At 45.9% G+C, this 18,966-nt stretch carries 17 protein-coding genes; 6 read left to right on the top strand and 11 right to left on the bottom strand.

Annotated elements, in window-relative coordinates:
- Positions 1-24 precede the first annotated feature (24 nt).
- Positions 25-717 carry a S24 family peptidase gene (locus VL525_RS05640; protein WP_325384241.1) on the bottom strand — a complete coding sequence of 231 codons (693 nt, stop codon included), beginning with the start codon at positions 715-717 and terminating at the stop codon, positions 25-27.
- Between the two features lie 453 nt (positions 718-1,170).
- Between VL525_RS05640 and VL525_RS05635 the strand changes: the two genes are divergently transcribed.
- On the top strand, positions 1,171-1,581 hold the full coding sequence (locus VL525_RS05635) for a hypothetical protein (protein ID WP_325384239.1): 411 nt from the start codon (positions 1,171-1,173) through the stop codon (positions 1,579-1,581).
- Positions 1,582-1,652: 71 nt separating this feature from the next.
- Here the strand turns inward: VL525_RS05635 and VL525_RS05630 are convergent, their stop codons facing one another.
- Both VL525_RS05630 and VL525_RS05625 read right to left on the bottom strand, forming a co-directional pair.
- Positions 1,653-2,927 (bottom strand): metallophosphoesterase, encoded by a 1,275-nt coding sequence (locus VL525_RS05630; RefSeq protein ID WP_325384237.1) that lies wholly within the window; start codon positions 2,925-2,927, stop codon positions 1,653-1,655.
- Positions 2,928-3,046: 119 nt separating this feature from the next.
- A complete protein-coding gene (locus tag VL525_RS05625) occupies positions 3,047-4,732 on the bottom strand; it encodes a patatin-like phospholipase family protein (protein WP_325384235.1) in 1,686 nt (561 codons plus the stop codon).
- A gap of 250 nt (positions 4,733-4,982) precedes the next feature.
- Between VL525_RS05625 and VL525_RS05620 the strand changes: the two genes are divergently transcribed.
- Positions 4,983-5,126, top strand: coding sequence for a hypothetical protein (locus VL525_RS05620; RefSeq protein WP_325384233.1), 144 nt, complete (start codon positions 4,983-4,985; stop codon positions 5,124-5,126).
- A 475-nt stretch (positions 5,127-5,601) separates the two neighbouring features.
- On the opposite strand, the gene VL525_RS05615 is transcribed toward VL525_RS05620, so the two are convergent.
- The 3 genes from VL525_RS05615 to VL525_RS05605 all read right to left on the bottom strand — a co-directional run bounded on the left by VL525_RS05615 (position 5,602) and on the right by VL525_RS05605 (position 8,961).
- On the bottom strand, positions 5,602-6,816 hold the full coding sequence (locus VL525_RS05615) for a DUF1015 family protein (RefSeq protein ID WP_325384231.1): 1,215 nt from the start codon (positions 6,814-6,816) through the stop codon (positions 5,602-5,604).
- A 192-nt stretch (positions 6,817-7,008) separates the two neighbouring features.
- The gene (locus tag VL525_RS05610) at positions 7,009-7,626 is read right to left on the bottom strand and encodes a DUF998 domain-containing protein (protein ID WP_325384229.1); all 618 of its coding nucleotides are present in this window, start codon (positions 7,624-7,626) and stop codon (positions 7,009-7,011) included.
- A 288-nt stretch (positions 7,627-7,914) separates the two neighbouring features.
- Entirely contained in the window at positions 7,915-8,961 is a 1,047-nt protein-coding gene (locus VL525_RS05605; RefSeq protein ID WP_325384227.1) for an alpha/beta fold hydrolase, read from the bottom strand.
- Positions 8,962-9,116: 155 nt separating this feature from the next.
- Between VL525_RS05605 and VL525_RS05600 the strand changes: the two genes are divergently transcribed.
- Positions 9,117-9,602, top strand: coding sequence for a peptide deformylase (locus tag VL525_RS05600; RefSeq protein ID WP_325384225.1), 486 nt, complete (start codon positions 9,117-9,119; stop codon positions 9,600-9,602).
- A gap of 5 nt (positions 9,603-9,607) precedes the next feature.
- Here the strand turns inward: VL525_RS05600 and VL525_RS05595 are convergent, their stop codons facing one another.
- The gene (locus tag VL525_RS05595; protein WP_325384223.1) at positions 9,608-10,306 is read right to left on the bottom strand and encodes a type II CAAX endopeptidase family protein; all 699 of its coding nucleotides are present in this window, start codon (positions 10,304-10,306) and stop codon (positions 9,608-9,610) included.
- A gap of 125 nt (positions 10,307-10,431) precedes the next feature.
- Between VL525_RS05595 and VL525_RS05590 the strand changes: the two genes are divergently transcribed.
- Entirely contained in the window at positions 10,432-11,589 is a 1,158-nt protein-coding gene (locus VL525_RS05590) for an MFS transporter (protein WP_325384221.1), read from the top strand.
- Positions 11,590-11,640: 51 nt separating this feature from the next.
- Here the strand turns inward: VL525_RS05590 and VL525_RS05585 are convergent, their stop codons facing one another.
- The 3 genes from VL525_RS05585 to VL525_RS05575 form a co-directional block, all read right to left on the bottom strand.
- On the bottom strand, positions 11,641-12,228 hold the full coding sequence (locus VL525_RS05585; protein WP_325384219.1) for a hypothetical protein: 588 nt from the start codon (positions 12,226-12,228) through the stop codon (positions 11,641-11,643).
- Positions 12,229-12,363: 135 nt separating this feature from the next.
- Positions 12,364-13,599, bottom strand: coding sequence for a BamA/TamA family outer membrane protein (locus VL525_RS05580; protein WP_325384217.1), 1,236 nt, complete (start codon positions 13,597-13,599; stop codon positions 12,364-12,366).
- A 143-nt stretch (positions 13,600-13,742) separates the two neighbouring features.
- Positions 13,743-14,981: a BamA/TamA family outer membrane protein gene (locus tag VL525_RS05575; RefSeq protein WP_325384216.1), complete on the bottom strand. Its 1,239-nt coding sequence runs from the start codon at positions 14,979-14,981 to the stop codon at positions 13,743-13,745.
- A 236-nt stretch (positions 14,982-15,217) separates the two neighbouring features.
- Between VL525_RS05575 and VL525_RS05570 the strand changes: the two genes are divergently transcribed.
- The gene (locus VL525_RS05570) at positions 15,218-16,939 is read left to right on the top strand and encodes an alpha-glucosidase (RefSeq protein ID WP_325384214.1); all 1,722 of its coding nucleotides are present in this window, start codon (positions 15,218-15,220) and stop codon (positions 16,937-16,939) included.
- Positions 16,940-16,963: 24 nt separating this feature from the next.
- Here VL525_RS05570 and VL525_RS05565 read toward each other — a convergent pair whose 3' ends face one another.
- A complete protein-coding gene (locus VL525_RS05565) occupies positions 16,964-18,217 on the bottom strand; it encodes a hypothetical protein (protein WP_325384212.1) in 1,254 nt (417 codons plus the stop codon).
- 207 nt (positions 18,218-18,424) lie between these two features.
- Between VL525_RS05565 and VL525_RS05560 the strand changes: the two genes are divergently transcribed.
- Positions 18,425-18,958 carry a carboxymuconolactone decarboxylase family protein gene (locus VL525_RS05560; protein WP_325384210.1) on the top strand — a complete coding sequence of 178 codons (534 nt, stop codon included), beginning with the start codon at positions 18,425-18,427 and terminating at the stop codon, positions 18,956-18,958.
- Positions 18,959-18,966 lie beyond the last annotated feature (8 nt).

Raw genomic sequence — 18,966 nt, 5'->3', positions numbered from 1 at the left:
ATCGCCAATTAACTAAGCGCCCACTTAATGATTATGTTTTTTATGAATGTCCTTTACCAGGCATAATTTCTTTATCTCTTCCAGTTTAATTACAAAGGGCGCGTACTTAAGACGGTTGCCTATCATTTCGGTAACATTATCGCTATGGGCTATCACTTCATCCTCGTTATCGCCGGCAAGCAATCGTTTATACATACGATAGTCGCCCCATTCAATATAGTACACCTCGCCCGGTAATATCTTTCTGTCGTGTATCACCTTCAGGGCTACCCAGCAGCCGTTCTCCAGGTAGGGGTACATGCTATGCCCCCAAACGGGCAATGCAAAATCACAATCCTCGATACCCGGGAAATTCATGTGCCCGATGGGCGTGGTATCGTTAATATCTTTATAAACCTCCACACCGGATGCTGTTGCAACTACCTCATACATAGGTATGCCTTCAAAAGCGCTCGCCGTTTGGTTTATAACAGGAGTCTTTTTGACAGCGATAAATTCTTTATATTTTTCTTTAAAAATCTGTAGCTTATCGGGGTCAATGTTTTGCCTGCTCTTTATTATTTCCGTAATAGATGCCGGCGAATTAAAACCAAGCACCTCGGCAAGTTCCGTATTCCCTTTAAAAGCCCTCCCCCGCAGCTGGTTGTAAAGAATTATAAACTCCAGTGTTTCAGGCCGAACCCGTTTTACTTTGTTTGATTTGGCTTGTTCTTCCATAATGTGGATAACTTTTTTACTATATTTTCTTACAATAATACAGATATATCTTTATATTTGTTTTGTAATTCACTACGAAAGTAAAACATTTTTAAATAAAAGCAAGGATGGCGACTAAAGAATTTACAGAGAACGGAATTTTATACTGCTAAATATTTAAAATCGCCTTGAACACTATTACTTATTAACAGGAAATAAAAGAGAACCTAAACCTTATCTACTAATACCTTATCAAAATGCACCTGATCTATTCTGCTCTGCGGACGCAACCGGGCATGTCCGAAAGCCGCCCAAACAATAACGAAAAATCACTGAGATACCAGGCTTACCTGGCCGCCTGCGCCAAGCATCGAGACTATATCACTGAGATACAAAAGCATTTTCCTAATTGGGTGCCCCGCTTCAGATAATACCCCGTCTTCAACAATGAACAAGTAAACTAATAAATCAATAATGATAAAACTAACTCAAAAACTCAAAGACGAGCTATGGTGGCTCGTTATGTCTGTCGACTACGATTATAGCCGAATCAGCATCGCCGACCACGAGATCAATGGCGATTTCCTAACCCTTTGGCTGGAAGACAAACAGGACTTTAAAAACTCACTCGACGATTGCCTGCAATTGGACATCAGCCTGAAAAACTTTGCGAAGATGATCCGAGCGGATGGACTTAACAGCTATGAAGGAACAAAAATGCATCCTAAAAAAGGCTTCGTTTACAAAACACGTATCGAAATAAACGAGCCCATTAAGTGGTACCGCGAGGATGCCGGCGCATCCGAACAACAGTGGGCGCGCGAAGCTGCGCTTAAAAATGTGCTAACGCAGCTGGTAGAAAGTGAGGTATATGACGGACGATGACAGAAAAAAATTTCCGCCGGAATATGCTGAATAGCATATTTAACATAGAAGCCTGCTGCTGTAAAGCCCGCCTATTTTGCCTGCATCAAGCTATTTTGAAAATAAATTGGATAATTATTCAGAGTCAGGTTATTGGGATCGCTGCTGCGCGCACCTGAATTGTAAAAGTAAATAAACTTCGAGTCGAGCATAGAAGTATCACTGTTGTTCTTCTTCGCAAAATCGTAAAGGGTATTGCTGTTCACCTTTTGTAACCCCGCCACAGTATTAATGCTGTATTTATTGGTCCATGTAGCAACGGCCAGATCAGCCGAAGTTTTCACATTGGCAATATTGAGCGCATAAGTTTTTTCGCCAGTAACCTGCCCGGTTTTAGGGTCAAAGTCAGCTACCTCAAAAGAAGGATTATTACCATAATTCGGGCTGACAGATGACACAACGCGCGTGTATGCAACCGGAGTCCCCGCGACATTGCTAAATACCAGGAAACTATTGCGATGGGTGTGCCCCGCTATACCAAATGCGATATGACTACTATTAACGGCCATAATACTATCAAATGTGGTGGTGTATCCTGCGCTCCACATCAGAGTATCGGTCCGTCGCTTGTCAGCTGGCTTAGATTGGTTGGCTACGATCTTATAAGTATCATCACCGGGCGGCATATGATAAATGATCCATGATTTTTTGGTTGAGTCCCTGGAAAGGGAACTATTGAGCCATTGAAGCATAGAAACTCCATCCTTATAAGTAACCAGGGAGTCCTTACCTTTATAACGATGCGAATTATCGCTGACCAGCGTGCTGTTCAGCGCGATGAAATTCATGTTAGGGAAGTTGTCCCCTTTGATAGAAGTGGCATAATATCCGCCTGTTTTTACGAACTCAGCGGTATCTACACCGATAGTACTTAAATTCCACGACCGCGCAAAGGCGCTTAAAAAAGCGGGCGATTGTTTTACGTAATCACCACCATCGCTGTCGTTATTGCCGAACACCGGTATGATGGGTATTTTACTATCAAAGGTTGCATGAAATACCTGGGCAACTTTGTCAATAATTGCTGCCTTCTGCCCGTCATGCACTTCGTGCCCGACAAAATCGCCTGCGATGATGATGAACTTAGGTGCGGGCAATACCTCATGCATCTTTTTTACCACGGCTTGCACAAGGCCCAGGCTAGGGTCTTTGCTATAGCCGGTAGAATCATTATCCAACTGTAAATGAATATCCGATACGATGAGGCATTTTTCGTAACCGCAGCCGCAATTTTTACAGGCCCAAAGCAGCGTGGCGCAAAGCAATAACGCTATGCACGGCACCAAATTTTTTTTAAGGTTTATCATGGCAATAAGAACTGTATATGCTGAACAGAGAAGGCTTTTTACCCTTTGATAAAATTAGCACACTTCCGGTCAGCAATCAAAGGGTGAAAACACGGTATTTTAAGCCCGATCGAAATCGTTTAGGGAAGCAATTTCCATTTTTGGAATTCGCTCTTTATCGTCCCGATGATCTTATCCGACAATTTACCATTGATAACGACTTTAGCCCCTATCCAAAGCAGCCCCCTGGTAAGCCAGTTAAATTCGGTTATATTAAGCACCGCAGCCTGTATCCGTCCTTTTATTGCCGATCTGTATTTATCAATATCGCTTTCTTTTAAAGTAGGCCAGTTAGTTCCGGAACTGAATTTAAAATCGGGGAAAGTATAGTTCGTCGCATCTGCGAAAATCGGGATGATCTGGTAGCTGTCATCCTTTGTCGATTTAAAATCGTCTTTATTGGCGTTTGCATAGCCTGTTGCAAATATTGGGTTCTTATCCAGGTTTTCAGCAGGGATGGTAAAATAATCGCGAAGGAATATCTTGCAGTTATATCGCCCCAGGAAATAATCATGCACCCTAAACTCTTTATTAATAAAGCCGCCGAAACCGCCAAGCGCTCCGCAGGCTATTGCCAGGTCACCCGCCAATTCAACCTCTTTGCCATCCGGGCCTTTAACTATCCGTGCCGGGGTGATAAGGTATTGACCGGCACAATCGTCGTCCATCGCATTTTCCAGGTTTATTGGTTTTGCACGCATCTGTTTAAGCATGGTGCCCAGCGTATTACTGATAACATTCGGCAATGCTGTCGAAAGGGCTATGATTGGTGGCGCCGATGTGGGGAACGGCTCTATCATCAACACCGTGGATTGAAATTTATTAAAGTTATTGTAGTCATCCGGACTGTCCTGCCCGGTCACATCACTCAGTACATCGCGCACTTTGTCAAAGGGTTCGTTGTTTATAAGGCCGCCGTCTACATTCAATGTCTGATATTTGCCGTCGGGCAGCAGGTTTTGTTTAAGATACCCCTTTAGCCATTGGTTATTATTGACATACTGTGCATCGCGCGTTACGATACGCGATTGCAGTCCCACCGGGAATGCGCCGGTAGCCATAGCTGCAGCCGCTGCTATGTCTGTATTGGTTTTATTTTTCAGGTTGAGCGGTATCCAGCCACCATTCGGGCCGTCGATGTTGCCTTCAGTCAATTGGAAGCAAGCATAATCGTTATGGATGGCCATAATGTACTTGCTTTTGCCGGTACTGTTGGCCGATTTAAATGGGATATTATAATCAAAGCCCTGCAGATTGCTCAATGTAGTAAACACTTTCAATCCCGGTGTGATAAAAGCAGGCAAAGGCTGCCATTTTGCGGGATCAGCATCAACAACACGCTTAGCGATGGGGTCTATAAAACTCGAATTAAGTGCCGAAAGCACGCCGCCAGGCTTAATGTCCGAAGTATCCAGCATTTTAGCGAACATATCCACACCTGTAAGGTCGACCCAGGAATGATATAACTTATTTTCCGGGTGCTCCGCAAGCAGGTCGGCAGCAGGCTTGTCTATTGGCGTTAACGGGTTGTTCATTGCCGATGCTCCCATCACGCTGGTCATGCCGCCGGCCGATGCTCCGCCCATTACCGGTATCTGCACTTTATGAGTAGGTACGCCCGGTTGTCCGCGGCGTTTTTCCCATTCGGTAAGCGCCTCAATCAGGTAGTCCATTACGCCTGCTGTATAGGCCCCTGCCGATACAGCACCCGCCATACACAGCCCTACATAAAATGTGTCTTGCTTAGTTGTTGGATCTGTTGCCATAGATTTTAGGTTTTATCATATAAATATCCATATAAATAATTATGGATACCTACGTTAAAACACGGTATTTTATATAGTGTAAATACGCAATGTTGCCCTAATACTAGCCTAATCCGTTCAAAAGCCCGAACGCGCTGTATAAAAAAACAGACACCTTAAATAAAGAGAATAGCGTTTTTATCAAAATTTGCAGGGATGGGGACAATGGCACAATATTTTCAATAGGCTATACAACTAAACAACTAAAACCATGAAAAATTCAACACAAACCACCGTAACAATAAAGTCTCTGGATATCGAACTCAAAGCATTGCTCGAACAAGATTTGAAAAACTTCAGGTCAGCACAAAACAAGAATAACCAGGCAACCAGCAAACAATTAATGGCTGCCTGACCATCATATATTATCTGCCTTTGTGAACCAAGCCGCTTGAAAGTTATTTCAGGCGGCTTTTTTATCAAGGATTTTTTAACGGCTAATCAGCAAGCAAAGCATCTTCCATGACTTCATCAGCTTCGTCATAGGCTAACGGGACACCCTTAGAGGTAGTAATTAGTGGCGTCGACAGGTTCCTTTCGTCAGTCTGGGTGTTAACAACTCTTGTTGTTGCACGATAGCATTTGGTGCACCGGATTTTGTTCCCCTCTTCGATCCAATGGTGGTCGCACGGAACTTTTGCATTGAGTTTAGCTGTGAATAAGGCAATAAGAATAACCAAAAGGCTAAAAGAAATCAGGATTAGCAGTAGCATTGTTATAAGTTTAACATTTCACTTGCATAACAAAAAATAGCTACTGTTGGTTTTTATTTGTAATCGTACAGATAATTTTTTTCTTTAAACTATTGTTAATAAGCATGTTTGATTGCATCAATGTTGATACAACAAGAGGCCATACGGTACCTTCGGGTCTATCCATGTCGATTTTGGCGGCAAAATCTCGCCGACATCCGCCACGTGGATCAGCTGACCGATACTTAAAGGACAAAGTGTGAAGGCAACAGCGCCGGCGTTATCGTGCAATAATGCTTTAATTTCGGTTAGCGCCCCGGCTCCCCCTACACACTTAAGCCGCTTATCGTTTACCGGATCCGAAATTCCAAATACTGGCGACAGCAATTGATGCTGTAATATCGACGCATCAAGCCGCGAGGCGAAATTACCGTCCGGTACATTTTTCGGTGTAAGCTGAAACCATTCATCCCCTGTCCACATACCTATCCGGTTAAACTCACGGAGCAGTACCGGCTCTTCCAAACCGATGACCTCAAAGCCTTTCCCTATTTTTTCAAGTAAATGGGCCTTATTTATTGGGTGGTCCGAAAAAACAACCCTGTCAAACTCCTGAATTCGTAGTTGGTCGGTAGCCATATAAAGTGTACCTATGGTACCCCATACGGTTTCGTTATTTGCGCGCTGCTCATTTGCCAATTGGTAAGCAGATTCGAGTCTGTGGTGCCCGTCTGCCAGGTACACCTTTTCTACTTTGGCAAATGCCGAAACCAATTCATGCAATATTGCCTCATCCTCTATCCGCCACAACGTATGTACTACTTCGTGATTACTTATTGATGTTTTGTTATGTCCGGCGGCCATCGTCTCTGCTATGATGCGGTTAATGGTGACACCCGGCGCATAAGTCATTAATATCGGGCTGCCTTCAAGGCCTGTATTTTTCCGGTAATTTTTGATACGGCGCACACTATCAGCGAAAGTAAGCTCATGAGTTTTAATAGTCCCATTGGTGTAATCTTCAAGGGCAGTCAGTGCCCATATTGCGGTTTGGCGATAGGTTTTATGTGTCACCTCGTAAACATACAAGGCAGGTTTTTCATTTGGTTGCAGCAGGCCTTGCTTCACAAGTTCAATCAACGAATGCCTGATATCCTCGTAAGCCCTCGCCTGCCCTTCCGGTGTTTCGGGGCGGTGACGGGCCCCTATTTCTAAGGCTATTTTCAACACCGGCAAGCCGTCGGCGTCGTGCGAATCGCCTGCTACGGATTGCACCTGCGGAGACGTTTGTATCAAGCTGGTTGCGTACAGCGGGTTGGGCCTTATTGCCCTGAATGGTTTGATTGATGCCATAGAATATACCTGGTGCGAAAATAGATAAATTAATACACTTTGCTATCGCTATTCCACAGAACCTCAGGTGACCAATTAAACGAATTTTAAGTATTTTAGTTAGTTTTTTGACTGAAAATGTTTGCACCATATATTGTATCTGATACACTAAGTAACATACTTATTAAGCCTTCCGACGCCAGGATTAACGAACTATTTGATGGTGAGCCGCACCCCTGCCGCCACACGGATGGTAAAAATAATGAGCCATATTGCCCTGGCAAACATCGCCATTCGCTCAAGTAACCCGGCATAGGCGCCGTTATTGTTGATGGAATACCCAAACATGATGACCAGGATCATAACAACGAGTCCGGTAATGAGTGAAAAAGTGGACCAGCCCTTCCAACGGGCATCTCCTTTGAATCGCTGCGCGAACAGGAAGAAGCTGGCGATCATGGATATGAAAATCACGATACTTGCAATGCGATGCATGGGATCATGAACAAACACGCCTGCAATCATCAGCGCCAAGGCAGTAATCTCATGCATTAACGGCAGCATGGCCGAGGCGGCGCCGCCACCCAGTTCGCGTCGCAAGCCGATAGCAAAGGCCCACATAAACAAACCGAAAATTATAAAATCAACTGATTGTATCCAGCCGTTGCGCAGTAATTCCAGGTCGCCGATTGGCTGACGCACAATAATATAATCCGGATGAAAAGCCGAAAATGAGAAATTTATAAGACCGAAAAGCGCGGACCCGATTATAGCACAGCAAAGCAAAAAAGTATTAAAAGATGGTCGCTCTTCTTCGGCACGGTAGGGCATAGCGGGCAGTTTCACGTTAGGTTGAACCTCCCAAAAATAGTTAATTAATAGGCAAGGGCAAAGTATCGCTATACGAAAGCACTTTTTCGCAGCCTGCATAGTTAACGCAGGATCGTAATATTAGGGCTGTGCCTAATCGCTGGCATGACTACACATGAGCCGGCAAAGCATAAACCAATGATTGGGGTACTCTGTCGGTTTCAGGCTTTCTTAAGCTTCGTAAATCCAATTTCAATCAATCGGGTAATTTTGCTGTCCTGCATCAACCTGTTTGGTTGCACTACGCGTCTAAGGCCCGTCGGCCATCATAGCCCTGATACTTCGCTCCAGTTGTTCGTCCTCGAAATTGGGCGCCTGGTGGCCCAGGTCATTGTTGAGCACTACCAGCTTCGCCGATACGAATTTGGCAAAAGCCATAGCCGGGACAGGATTTACAAAATGATCCTGCCGCGAAACGATGATGAGCATCCTCGCATTGATGTGATCGGCTGCCTTCTTTAGCGAACCATCGTAATCGCGTGCGATGTCATGACCGATAATGGCATTCATTTGGTAGTAGGTATCGTTCCAGTCAGGCTCGGCCGAGGTATCCACTTTGTGCTGCCATACAGCAAAACTGTCGCGGGAGATGGCGCGCGTTTTATAATCGGGCGTCGTCAGGAAAAACTCTAGCATCATAGATGCCGCCGGGATTACAGGGTTCACTTTGTATTTTCCGCGGCGAAAACCGGTATCGGCCTCAATTACCCTTCGGAATATATTATATCCCATCAGGTCGTAACTGGTAGGCTGCGGCGAACCGACGACAGGTATCAGGCGCTCCGAAAAATTTGGATAACTTATGCCCCATTGAAAAGTTTGCGTACCGCCCATAGATATGCCCATAACTGCCTGCAAATGCTTTATCCCCATCTTTTTTACCAGCATTTCGTGTTCGCTATCTACCATATCCCTTATACTGAAAGCCGGGAAATCGGCGCCGTGCTGTAATTCGCTGTTTGACGGCGAAGAGGAGACACCATTGCCCAGCGCATCAGCTATGATCAGGTAAAAGCGGTTGGTATCGATAACGTGCCACGGCGGTGCATACTCTTCTATGTTTTGGGAGGTGCCGCCAAACCAGGTCAAAAACAACACACCGTTATCCTTCTTTTTGTTCAGCTTGCCATAAGTGCGGTAGCCGATGTGGCAATCCTTTATTTTCGTGCCCGACTCGAGCTTGAAATCGCCGATATTTGCAAATTGCTGCCGGTCGGGTTCATCATCCGGGTCTTTGCTTTGTGCCCGGCACAGCACTGCACTTAGTATAAATAAAGCGGAAAGGATATATCTCATCCAATGGAAAATTTAACCGAATGACTTTGATGTTGTGGTCCGGGGCGATAATCGGCAGCTAAATATATTGAAATTGAATTAAATGCTGAAAGATTTTGGATACCAGGCATCTTATCCGTATCCATTTGAAAAAAGATCAGTTAATTTGTTTAGTTATGAAAAACATGGATGATATGCTGCTGCTCGGCGACCCGCGCCTTTACGAAACCTGTGAACCTGTGTTACGTGAAGAGCTTCCATTGGTAAAAGATTGGGTGGCTGACATGGATAACGTGATGAAACAAATAAGGGAACGCTATCACTTTGGCCGGGCCATCGCTGCGCCTCAGCTGGGTATTATGAAACGGTTGATCTATATGAATATTGACAAGCCTGTTGTGTTCATCAATCCTGAGTTGGACGATTTAAGCGACGAGAAGTTTGAGCTTTGGGACGATTGCATGAGCTTTCCGAACCTACTGGTGAAGGTATCGCGTCACCGTTCGCTTACTATAACTTACCTGGACGAAAACTGGCAGCGGCAGCAATGGCGCATGACGGATGACCTGTCGGAATTGCTTCAGCATGAATACGACCATCTCGACGGCATCCTGTGCACCATGCGTGCCATAGATGAAAAATCATTTAAATGGAGGCCCTGATATTTTCATTTCTTCAATAAGTGCGTTGCCAGTTCCAGGCTGATCAGATCGATGAGAAAATGCACCACGATCAAAATTTTGATATTACGGTACTTCAAATAAAACAGCCCGAATACAGCCCCAATAAGAAAGGCGAATATAAATTCCTGCAAGCTTTGAAAACTATAATGGAGCGCTGAAAAAAGCACAGCTGAAACGATAATTGCCAGGTAGGGGTTTCGGATAAGCAGCGCCAGCCGCGTCATAATATAACCTCTGACAATGAGCTCTTCGGTAACTCCTGCCGTTAACGACATGAAAATGATCAGGCCATCGTGCCCGGTCAATATCTTCCGAACCAGCTTTATCACTGCATCACTTTCATGAAATCCCAGCAACCGGGGTATAGCCGATACAATTCCACATGCAAAGCTTATAAGGTACAATACAAAAACAGCAATGATGAAAAAGCTCGCATCAGAATTCTTTTTCTCCCATATCAGTAAAGGCTGCTTTTCTACCTTAACAGCATAAAAGAACAGGAACACCGCAACGCCCCAAAAAATAAATCTGGAGTAAAACAGCCGTTCCAAAAGCGAAAGCGGCAAATACCGAAAACCGATTGATAAAACAAACAGCGCGGCAATTGCGATAGCAATGCCGGTAATAAATATGGCCTTCCGCCTTTTTGTAAGGGCCAATGTAAGGTCAAGGTCATCACTCATTAATAGTATCGAAATTAAATTACCAGCAATATAATAATAGACATCTAAAGGCTGACGAAGTTTCGAAAACTTCGTCAGCCTAAAACAAATTCAGTTATTTTAGCAAACTATAATATTACGGTTTAGTGGAAACTGCAACAGCCCCCGCCATATCGCCCCGGAAGATCCGGATAGCCAACGCATTTTTCTTTTTTGTATCGGGCTTTGGCTATACTACCTGGACATCGCGCATCGTCTATATCCAGCAATCGCTCCACCTTAACGAAAGGCTGCTCGGCACTGCTCTTTTGGCCCTTCCTGCAGGCTTAATGCTTACCATGCCTATAACGGGCCGCATGCTTTCCACCATCAGCAGCAGCCGCATAATGCTTATTGGCGCCCTCGCGTTTAACCTGATGCTTGGCTTGCTGGGCTTTACCAGCCAATACTGGCAATTCATCGTGATATTGTTTTTTTTCGGGTCCTCCCGCAACATCCTCAACCTCAGCATCAACACGCAATCGGTAAGCGTGCAAAAGTTGTATAAAAAAAGCATCATCACCACTTTCCATGGTATATGGAGCTTCGCCGGGCTTGCAGGATCTGTTTTGGGGCTCATCATGGCTTATTTTAAAGTTCCGCCAACCTGGCATTTGCTGATAGTGAGCATAGGCCTTTGCATAGTGGCCCTGGTGGCCTGGCCCAATACCCTGCACCAAAAACCTGAACCGCCCGAAAAGAAACCTATCTTTTCACTGCCGGACAAGGCCCTGCTGAAATTTGCGCTCATCTGCTTTTCGTCTATGGCCTGCGAAAACGTGATGTACGACTGGAGCGGGGTTTACTTTTACAAAGCCGTGCACGCTTCAAAAGTTACCGCCACTGCCGGGTTTGTGATCTTTATGATAGCCGTTACCATAGGCCGCTTTTCCGGCGATCACCTCGTAAATAAATGGGGAATAAAACGAGTGATACAAAACAGCGCCATTCTTATCGTAGCCGGCTTTGCGGTAGTGGTTGGGTTGCCTTACAACATACCTGTACTGTTGGGGTATGCGCTTATAGGTTTTGGTGTATCCTGCATGGTCCCGCTGGTGCTTAGCGCGGCAGGCAGGTCAAAATCAATGAGCGGCGGGCCGGCCATTGCCGCGGTATCGACCGTTGGCTACCTTGGTTTTTTGCTGGTGCCACCGGTAGTTGGTTTTATAGCACAAGCTGCCAACCTGCGCTGGGCGTTTGCAGCCATATCACTTTTAGGACTTGTTATTTTGTGGATGACCACCAAGATGCACGATGATGAATAAAAAAAGCGGCAGGAATTGCCCGCCGCCTTCTTTTAATATCATCAATTGTCCCTATTTTACTTTTAGCTCAAAGCTTCCGTCTACAACGCTAAAGTCCGAACCTGTTTTTTTGTCGGTGGCCAGGTAAGTATGAAACGATCCTTTCGCCAGCAGCCCATCCTGGTTGTATTTATCCATTAACAAGGCACCATAATCCTGCGGTTTGGCGTTTTGGGTAAGGGTATACTCCGTGCTGGTCTTTTCGTTGGGGTGCAGCAAAAACTGGCAGCCCGAAATATCACCCGCCATTTCGGCTATTGGCGCTCCGGGCGAACTGATCCCAAAACTAACCGTGTGTTCCTTATTTATAGCTGTAATGCCATAGTATTCCTTACCATCCAGTTCAAGGTTCACAAAAACAATAGAATCGCGGGTGGCATCGAATACGTAAGTCGAATCTTTCAACTTTACCTCTAAGGTTCCCTGGATCGCCAGGTAGTTGCCCGGGATGGGTGCAGCATTTATTTTTTGCGAGCTATCTGTCAGCAATTGTACCGATGTGTCCTTTGCAGCCGAAACGTTCTCATCTTTCTGGCACGACGACAACACTGCCATTATTAGCAAAGCAACACTCACAAATCCGGTAAACAGCCTCCTCATAAACATCGTATAAAAGGTCACCTAAATTTACATAAATAATTACGTTTCAAAAGCACAAACAGGTTGCTTTTAATATAGATTTAACAATTTTTAACTTTTTAGTTTTGAAAATGATATGGCAATGATGGGGCGAGGCTAAAACAGCTCCCCTATCTTTAAAAATAATCCTCTTGATCCCTCATGGCCAAAGCCGTAATCGAGCGCGATATTGGTTTTAGAAACCTTGTTAAGTTTTATACGCAAGCCCGGCCCGTACCCCGGCTGTATTGCCTGGAAATGCGTGCCCGGCGCAGCCGAAAAAGATTGGCCATTAATAAAAAGCACACCCCCGATAAGCCCGTTCGCTGTTATGCCATAGCGGTATTCCGCTTCACCGTACACCATCTGGGCGCCGCGAAATCGCCCCTGTATGTACCCGCGGCCTGTATTGTTGCTATCCCAAAAAGTTGAAGGCATATCAAGGTAAGGCGGCTTTCCGCTAAGGGTAAGCACATTGTACGACCAAAATGCAAGCACGTTGGTTGAACTGGCGGGGAAACGGAAATATTTACGCACGTCGAGGGTGACTGAGTTCCATGCCGCGGTACTGCCTAATGCCGTGAGGTTTTGACGAAACTGCGACATGGCATAAAAGCCGTGCGACGGATTAACCGAGTTATCCCTCGAATCGAACAAAGCATTAAGTGTAAGCCCTGACGACACGGTATGGTTGGCCGCTCCATATGCTGAGAAATCAGATACATCAGCATCTCCGTCGGCCTTTTGATGAATGCTCCAGTGGTTATCCATCACATAGCCCGCTCCCGCGTAAAAGTTACCGGCAACCCGGCGGAACGCTACCCCCGAAAAGCGGAGGTAATTATAATTCAGTTGGTCGCGGTCATGCGTTGTCGAACTGCTGCCCAGCCCGAAAGTGCTTTGCGGATAGCTATAGAATTTAAGTTCGCCGGTAAAATTATAAGCATTGGCCCTATTCCAGATGTTCCATTTAATGGGCAAAGTAAATTGTGCGTTCTGATTATACGATGTACCAAAATCAACCAGCGATATACGTGATGCCGCACCCGCTCGAAAAGCGATGTTACCCTTTAATAAAACCGACATGCGCGATTGCGTGCTGTAACTAACCAACGGGATAAGGGATAATAGCGGTTTTGCACCAACCTGGGTGCGATGAGATCCGGGCAGCACCCCCGACCGAAACAACCCATGCATTACATCTGCCAGGTCAATTTGTTTAGTTGAATCCTTATGGGTTACGGGTAATTTCTGCTTGCTGGTATCGCGACGGGTATTTGCAAAAACTGGTAATGATAACAAGCTGCCCAATACTACTAATAAGATCGTCGTCACATGCTTCGTTGTATTCATTTACCCGTTTAAAAAGCTTCGTTTAGCGTTACTTTTTTTACGTTCGGATGACATAGTTTGTTGTAGCAGACACCCCCTTTTTGCCCGCGAGTTTTCAACAATCAGTTAAGTGATATAACCGATTATACAACAGAAAGTTACGCTCAGAATATTTCCCCAACGTTGACAAAAAGCCCATGCGAGCCTTGCGTACCGAACCCATAATCGACGCTTATATTGGTTCGCGAAACCTTATTTAGCTTTATCCGCACACCGGGGCCAAAGCCGGGTTGCACCGCCTGCAGCCTGGTACCCGGCACTGCCGAAAACGTTTGTGCGTTCAAAAACACCACGCCGCCAATAAGGCCGTTCCGGGTAATGCGGTACCTGTATTCAGCTTCGGCATATATCATCTGCGCGCCGCGGTACCGCCCTTGTATGTAGCCCCTGCCGGCATTGGTAGATGCATCCCATAATGTCGAGGGCAGATCGAGGTAAGGCGGTGTCCCGCTCAAAGTCAGCCAGTCGTACGACCACAGCGCCAGCACGTTTTTTGACCCTGCGGGAAAATTCACGTACTTTCTTACGTCCAGTATAAGCGAACTCCAGGTTGATGTGCTTCCCAAAATACCTAAATTTTGCCGCAGTTCAAAAGCGGCATAAATACCGGTAAAGGGGTTAATTGGAGAATCGCGGGTATCATATTGGCCGTTGAGCGTTAAACCCGACGAGGTGGTGTGGGTTTTAGCATCATAATTGAGGTAATCGGGCACGGTGCCATTTTCCGTTGGCTCTATGGTTATGTTAGTGTGATAGTCTATTATGTACCCGGCCCCCAGGTAAAAATTGCCACTTATTTTACGCAGGGCTATCTCCGAAAAACGCAGGTAGTCATAATTCATTGGCGCTTCGCTCTCAATGTCCGAACTGCTGCCGAGGCCGAAGGTGCTTTGCGGATAATGGTACAGGCGTATCTCGCCTACAAAATCATAATGATTGTTATGGCTCCAGATACTCGATTGGATCGGGAGCGTTACCTGCTTGTTTTGCGTATAGGCTAAGCTGGAAACAATGGTTGAAACCTTTGATTGCGGCGCCGTACGGAAGATGGCGTTTCCTGCCAGTAAGACTGCCAGTCGTGATTGAAGCGAATACCCCAGCGCAGGTACAACGGATATTTCGGGCTGTGCCCCAACGGTGTCCTTTTTTTTAGCTGCGGGCGTAAGGTGGAAAGCCGAATGCAGTATATCCCCCATATCAGCTTCTGCCACACTATCCCGCAATGAGCGTTGGGTTGCCGGGTTGCGCAGCGGGATATATTTTCTGCGTTGGGCGCTTAACGGCCCGGCGGCTAAAAGCCCCGGCAGCATCAGCATGAAAATTTTCTGAAAAGTGCGCGTCATGCCGTGTGTTGATCGGGTATATGTATTTTTTCGTGCTTTTGACGGGTGTATCACTGCCAAGTCTAACGCAAGTTATCAGCCTAATATTACCAAATTGCTTAGTTGGCTTTAACATCTGCATTATCCCGATATTTTTACACAAAACCCCGCATCGGCCGACTTGTTATTAAATCCATATGCCCACGGGAAAGTTCTTATATTAGGTGCACCAACCAATATGTACCAATTTCCCTAAAATGAAAAAGCACCTGGTAGCTCATCTCATTACAACAGCAATGCTTGTAACCCTTTTGTCGTGGAGCGCGGCTGCACAGCAGCAAAGCATTAACCGCAAATGGTGGAAAGAAGCGGTGGTGTACCAGATATATCCCCGCAGCTTTATGGACAGCAATGGCGACGGCATTGGCGACCTGCAGGGTATCATTTCAAAGCTTGATTATATCAAAAGTTTGGGGGTAAATGTAGTATGGCTTAACCCGATATATAGTTCGCCCAATGATGACAACGGCTATGATGTGAGCGATTACCGCAACATTATGAAGGATTTTGGCACGATGGCCGATTTTGATGAATTATTAAAGGGACTGCATCAGCGGGGCATTAAACTGGTGATGGACCTGGTGGTTAACCACAGCAGCGACGAGCATGAATGGTTTAAGCAAAGCCGGAGTTCGCGCACAAGTCCGTATCGCGATTATTACCATTGGTGGAATGCCGAACGCGGCAAACCTACACCGCGTTATAGCTTGTTTGATGTGAACCACGATGCCTGGCGGTACGATTCGCTTACTAACGCTTATTACCTGCACTATTTTTCGAGAAAGCAGCCCGATCTTAACTGGGAAAATCCGAAGCTGAGGGAAGAGGTTTACAATATGATGAAGTTTTGGGCCGATAAGGGGATAGACGGTTTCAGGCTGGACGCATTCCAGTTTGCGGCCAAGGATACCACATGGCCAAAATTTCCGGATGGTTACGAAAAGAATTTTTCAAAATATTATGCGATAGGGCCGCATTTGCATGATTACCTTAGGGAAATGAATAAAGAGGTGCTAAGTAAATACAACGTGATGAGCGTTGCTGAAGGCGCGGGCAATTCAATGAAGGATGCACATAATTTGGTCGACGCTGACCGGCACGAATTGAACATGGCCTATGCTTTTGACGGGGTTGATATAGCCAAACCCGAAGGTTACAGCTTACTGCATTTCAAACAGGTGTTTTCCAAATGGGATAGCGCCTTTGCCCAAAAGGGCTGGTTATCCATCTTCCTGGCTAATCACGACCAGGCGCGAATGGTGAGCCGCTTCGGTAACGACGGGCCTGATTTCAGGTCTGCGTCATCAAAAATGCTCACCACTTTTATCATGACCATGCGCGGAACGCCTTATTATTACAATGGAGACGAACTGGGTATGACCAACGCCGGTTTCGACAAAATAGAAGATTACCGCGATGTGGCAACCCTGAACGAATACAAGCATCAGCAGAACATTGGCGGTGATATGAAGGCATATATGAAACGCATAGCTTTTGAATGCCGCGATAACGGCCGTACCCCTTTTCAATGGAACAGCAGCGAAAATGCAGGCTTTACCGCCGGCACGCCGTGTATAGGTGTTAACCGCAATTACAAAACAATAAACGAAGCTGCCCAGGATAAGGACCCAAATTCAATTTTGAACTACTTCAGAAAAATGGTGGAGCTGCGCCGGCAAAACCTGGTGCTGGTTTATGGCAAATACACCCTGCTGGATAAAACCAATCCTGATGTATATGCTTATACCAGGCAGTTGAATGGCAAAAAGCTTTTGGTACTGCTCAATTTTAAAAGCACATCGGCCTCCGTAAAAATTAGCTATGACCTGGAAAAAGCAAAGGTTTTGATCTGCAATTATCCGCAAGACTCAAAAGACGGAACATTAAAACCTTACGAGGCGGTTGTGTATGAATTGTAAGATGCTTTCCGTCCCGTACCCTGCTTAAAAGACTTCACCTACCGTTAGGAAAAGGCCGTTCGAACCCTGCTGTCCAAAGCCATAGTCGATATCAAGATTGGTTTTTGAAGCTTTGCTGAGTTTGATACGAAGCCCCGGCCCGTACCCTGGCTGTATCTTTTCCAGTTTCGACCCCGGCACCGAGGAGAAGGTTTGGCCGTTCAGGAACACCACCCCTCCTATCAAGCCGTTGCGTGTCAGTTTAAAGCGGTACTCGGTCTCGAGGTATAACATTTGCGCACCCCTGAAACGGCTTTGAATATACCCGCGCCCCGTAGTTGAATAGGTATCCCACGACGTGCTGGGCAAGTCGAGATAAGGCGGCCGGCCCCTAAGCACCACCCAATCGTACGACCAAAAAGCGATCACGTTATCCGACCCTTCCGGGAATTTGTAATATTTCCGCAGATCGATCACAAGCGACTGCCAGTTGCTGTTGCTGCCCAAGGCCTTGTTATAGTTATAATATTCGATCGCCCCATAAAAGCCCTTCGAAGCATTCACCGAAATATCGCGGCTATCGAACAAAGCATTCAGGCTAAAACCGGAAGAAGCGGTGGAAACATCGTTCTCATAGTGCTCATAGTCCGAAGGGGCGCCGTTCAGTGGCTCCTCGTGCGATATGTTCCAGTGCTTTTGCAGCTTATATCCCACGCCTAAAAAGAAATTACCCGACACGCGTTTGAACGCTATCTCGGACACCCTGAGAAAGTTATAACGCATGGGCTGCTCGCCGGCGATATTGGAATTGCTGCCCAGTCCGTAGGTACTTTGGGGATATACATAAAACCGGGTATCGCCCATAAAAAGCCAGCTGTTATCAAACGCCCAGATGATGGACACAATGGGCAGGGTAAACTGCCGTCGTTGTGTAAACCCCATGCTGGTTGTAATGGCCGATACCCTCGAATTTGGCGTCGACCTGAAAACGATGTTGCCCGTAAACGTAGCTGCTGTTTTTGTTTGCAGCGAATAGCCCACAGCGGGCACAAACGATATGATAGGTTTGGGGCCGATGGTGTCTGCCTTTTCAGGCTTATAGTTTTTGGTAAATATCGATTGCAATACGTCGTTAAAATCCTTCTGCTCGGTCGTGTCGGTCTCAGCTTTACTCGACGTATCCTTCACTTTTTTCGCCGGGTACCGGGTAATCGGGATAAGCTTTTTATCCTGCGCATGCACATCCGTCGCCACAAACACCACTGATATCAAAGTTATAAGAGCGAAAAAACGCTTCATTTACGGGGTATATAGATAAAAGTTTACAATTGGACAGTGGTTAGCAATAATAAGCCTTTTTGCGACAATTATGAAAATTTCAGCGGTTTTGTCCCCGGGAAAATCGTCCATGTGCTTGCACCTATCGTCCATTCTCCCGAACCCGCGAACAGCGCAATTTTGTACTGTTAATCAATCACGCCGAAAGGCATAAAAAAAATAAAGATCATGAAAACATTTTCAGTACCAACCCGCGAACAGGTTTCACCGGCAAACCAGGCCATTTTCGATAATTTACAAAAGGCTATCGGCATGGTGCCAAACCTATATGCTGCCATGGCGCATTCCGAACACGGGCTTGGTAATTACATTGCTTTTCAAAGCGGCAAAAGCTCACTGCGCGCTAAAGAAAGGGAGATCATTAACCTCGTGGTGAGCCAGGTGAACGGCTGTATCTATTGTTTAAGTGCACATACTGTATTGGGTAAAATGAACGGGCTGACCGATGAGCAGCTTATCGAAATACGCAAAGGCAGCGCTCTGTTCGACACCAGGCTTGATGCCCTTGTAAAATTGGTGAAAAGCATAACCGAAAATAAAGGCCGTGTAGATTCGGCCCTGGTTGATAATTTTTATGCAGCCGGTTACAACGAAGGTAACCTGGTTGATGCGATCATCATCATCGGTGACAAAACCATCATGAACTACCTGCACAACCTTACTGGCATCCCGGTGGATTTTCCATTGGCACCATCCCTGTAATAATTTGA

Origin of the sequence: Mucilaginibacter sp. (assembly GCF_035492695.1) — a bacterium.
Classification (GTDB): Bacteria; Bacteroidota; Bacteroidia; order Sphingobacteriales; family Sphingobacteriaceae; genus Mucilaginibacter.
The sequence above is the reverse complement of the archived record's forward strand: the minus strand, read 5'-3'. Positions and strand labels throughout refer to the sequence as shown.

Excerpts from the sequence above, each read along its gene's own strand:
- VL525_RS05600 (WP_325384225.1), top strand. The coding sequence starts at position 9,117 with ATGAAAAACATGGATGATATGCTGCTGCTCGGCGACCCGCGCCTTTAC.
- VL525_RS05610 (WP_325384229.1), bottom strand. The coding sequence starts at position 7,626 with ATGCCCTACCGTGCCGAAGAAGAGCGACCATCTTTTAATACTTTTTTG.
- VL525_RS05640 (WP_325384241.1), bottom strand. The coding sequence starts at position 717 with ATGGAAGAACAAGCCAAATCAAACAAAGTAAAACGGGTTCGGCCTGAA.
- VL525_RS05635 (WP_325384239.1), top strand. The coding sequence starts at position 1,171 with ATGATAAAACTAACTCAAAAACTCAAAGACGAGCTATGGTGGCTCGTT.
- VL525_RS05615 (WP_325384231.1), bottom strand. The coding sequence starts at position 6,816 with ATGGCATCAATCAAACCATTCAGGGCAATAAGGCCCAACCCGCTGTAC.
- VL525_RS05630 (WP_325384237.1), bottom strand. The coding sequence starts at position 2,927 with ATGATAAACCTTAAAAAAAATTTGGTGCCGTGCATAGCGTTATTGCTT.
- VL525_RS05595 (WP_325384223.1), bottom strand. The coding sequence starts at position 10,306 with ATGAGTGATGACCTTGACCTTACATTGGCCCTTACAAAAAGGCGGAAG.
- VL525_RS05565 (WP_325384212.1), bottom strand. The coding sequence starts at position 18,217 with ATGAAGCGTTTTTTCGCTCTTATAACTTTGATATCAGTGGTGTTTGTG.
- VL525_RS05575 (WP_325384216.1), bottom strand. The coding sequence starts at position 14,981 with ATGACGCGCACTTTTCAGAAAATTTTCATGCTGATGCTGCCGGGGCTT.
- VL525_RS05605 (WP_325384227.1), bottom strand. The coding sequence starts at position 8,961 with ATGAGATATATCCTTTCCGCTTTATTTATACTAAGTGCAGTGCTGTGC.
- VL525_RS05570 (WP_325384214.1), top strand. The coding sequence starts at position 15,218 with ATGAAAAAGCACCTGGTAGCTCATCTCATTACAACAGCAATGCTTGTA.
- VL525_RS05625 (WP_325384235.1), bottom strand. The coding sequence starts at position 4,732 with ATGGCAACAGATCCAACAACTAAGCAAGACACATTTTATGTAGGGCTG.
- VL525_RS05620 (WP_325384233.1), top strand. The coding sequence starts at position 4,983 with ATGAAAAATTCAACACAAACCACCGTAACAATAAAGTCTCTGGATATC.
- VL525_RS05585 (WP_325384219.1), bottom strand. The coding sequence starts at position 12,228 with ATGAGGAGGCTGTTTACCGGATTTGTGAGTGTTGCTTTGCTAATAATG.
- VL525_RS05560 (WP_325384210.1), top strand. The coding sequence starts at position 18,425 with ATGAAAACATTTTCAGTACCAACCCGCGAACAGGTTTCACCGGCAAAC.
- VL525_RS05580 (WP_325384217.1), bottom strand. The coding sequence starts at position 13,599 with ATGAATACAACGAAGCATGTGACGACGATCTTATTAGTAGTATTGGGC.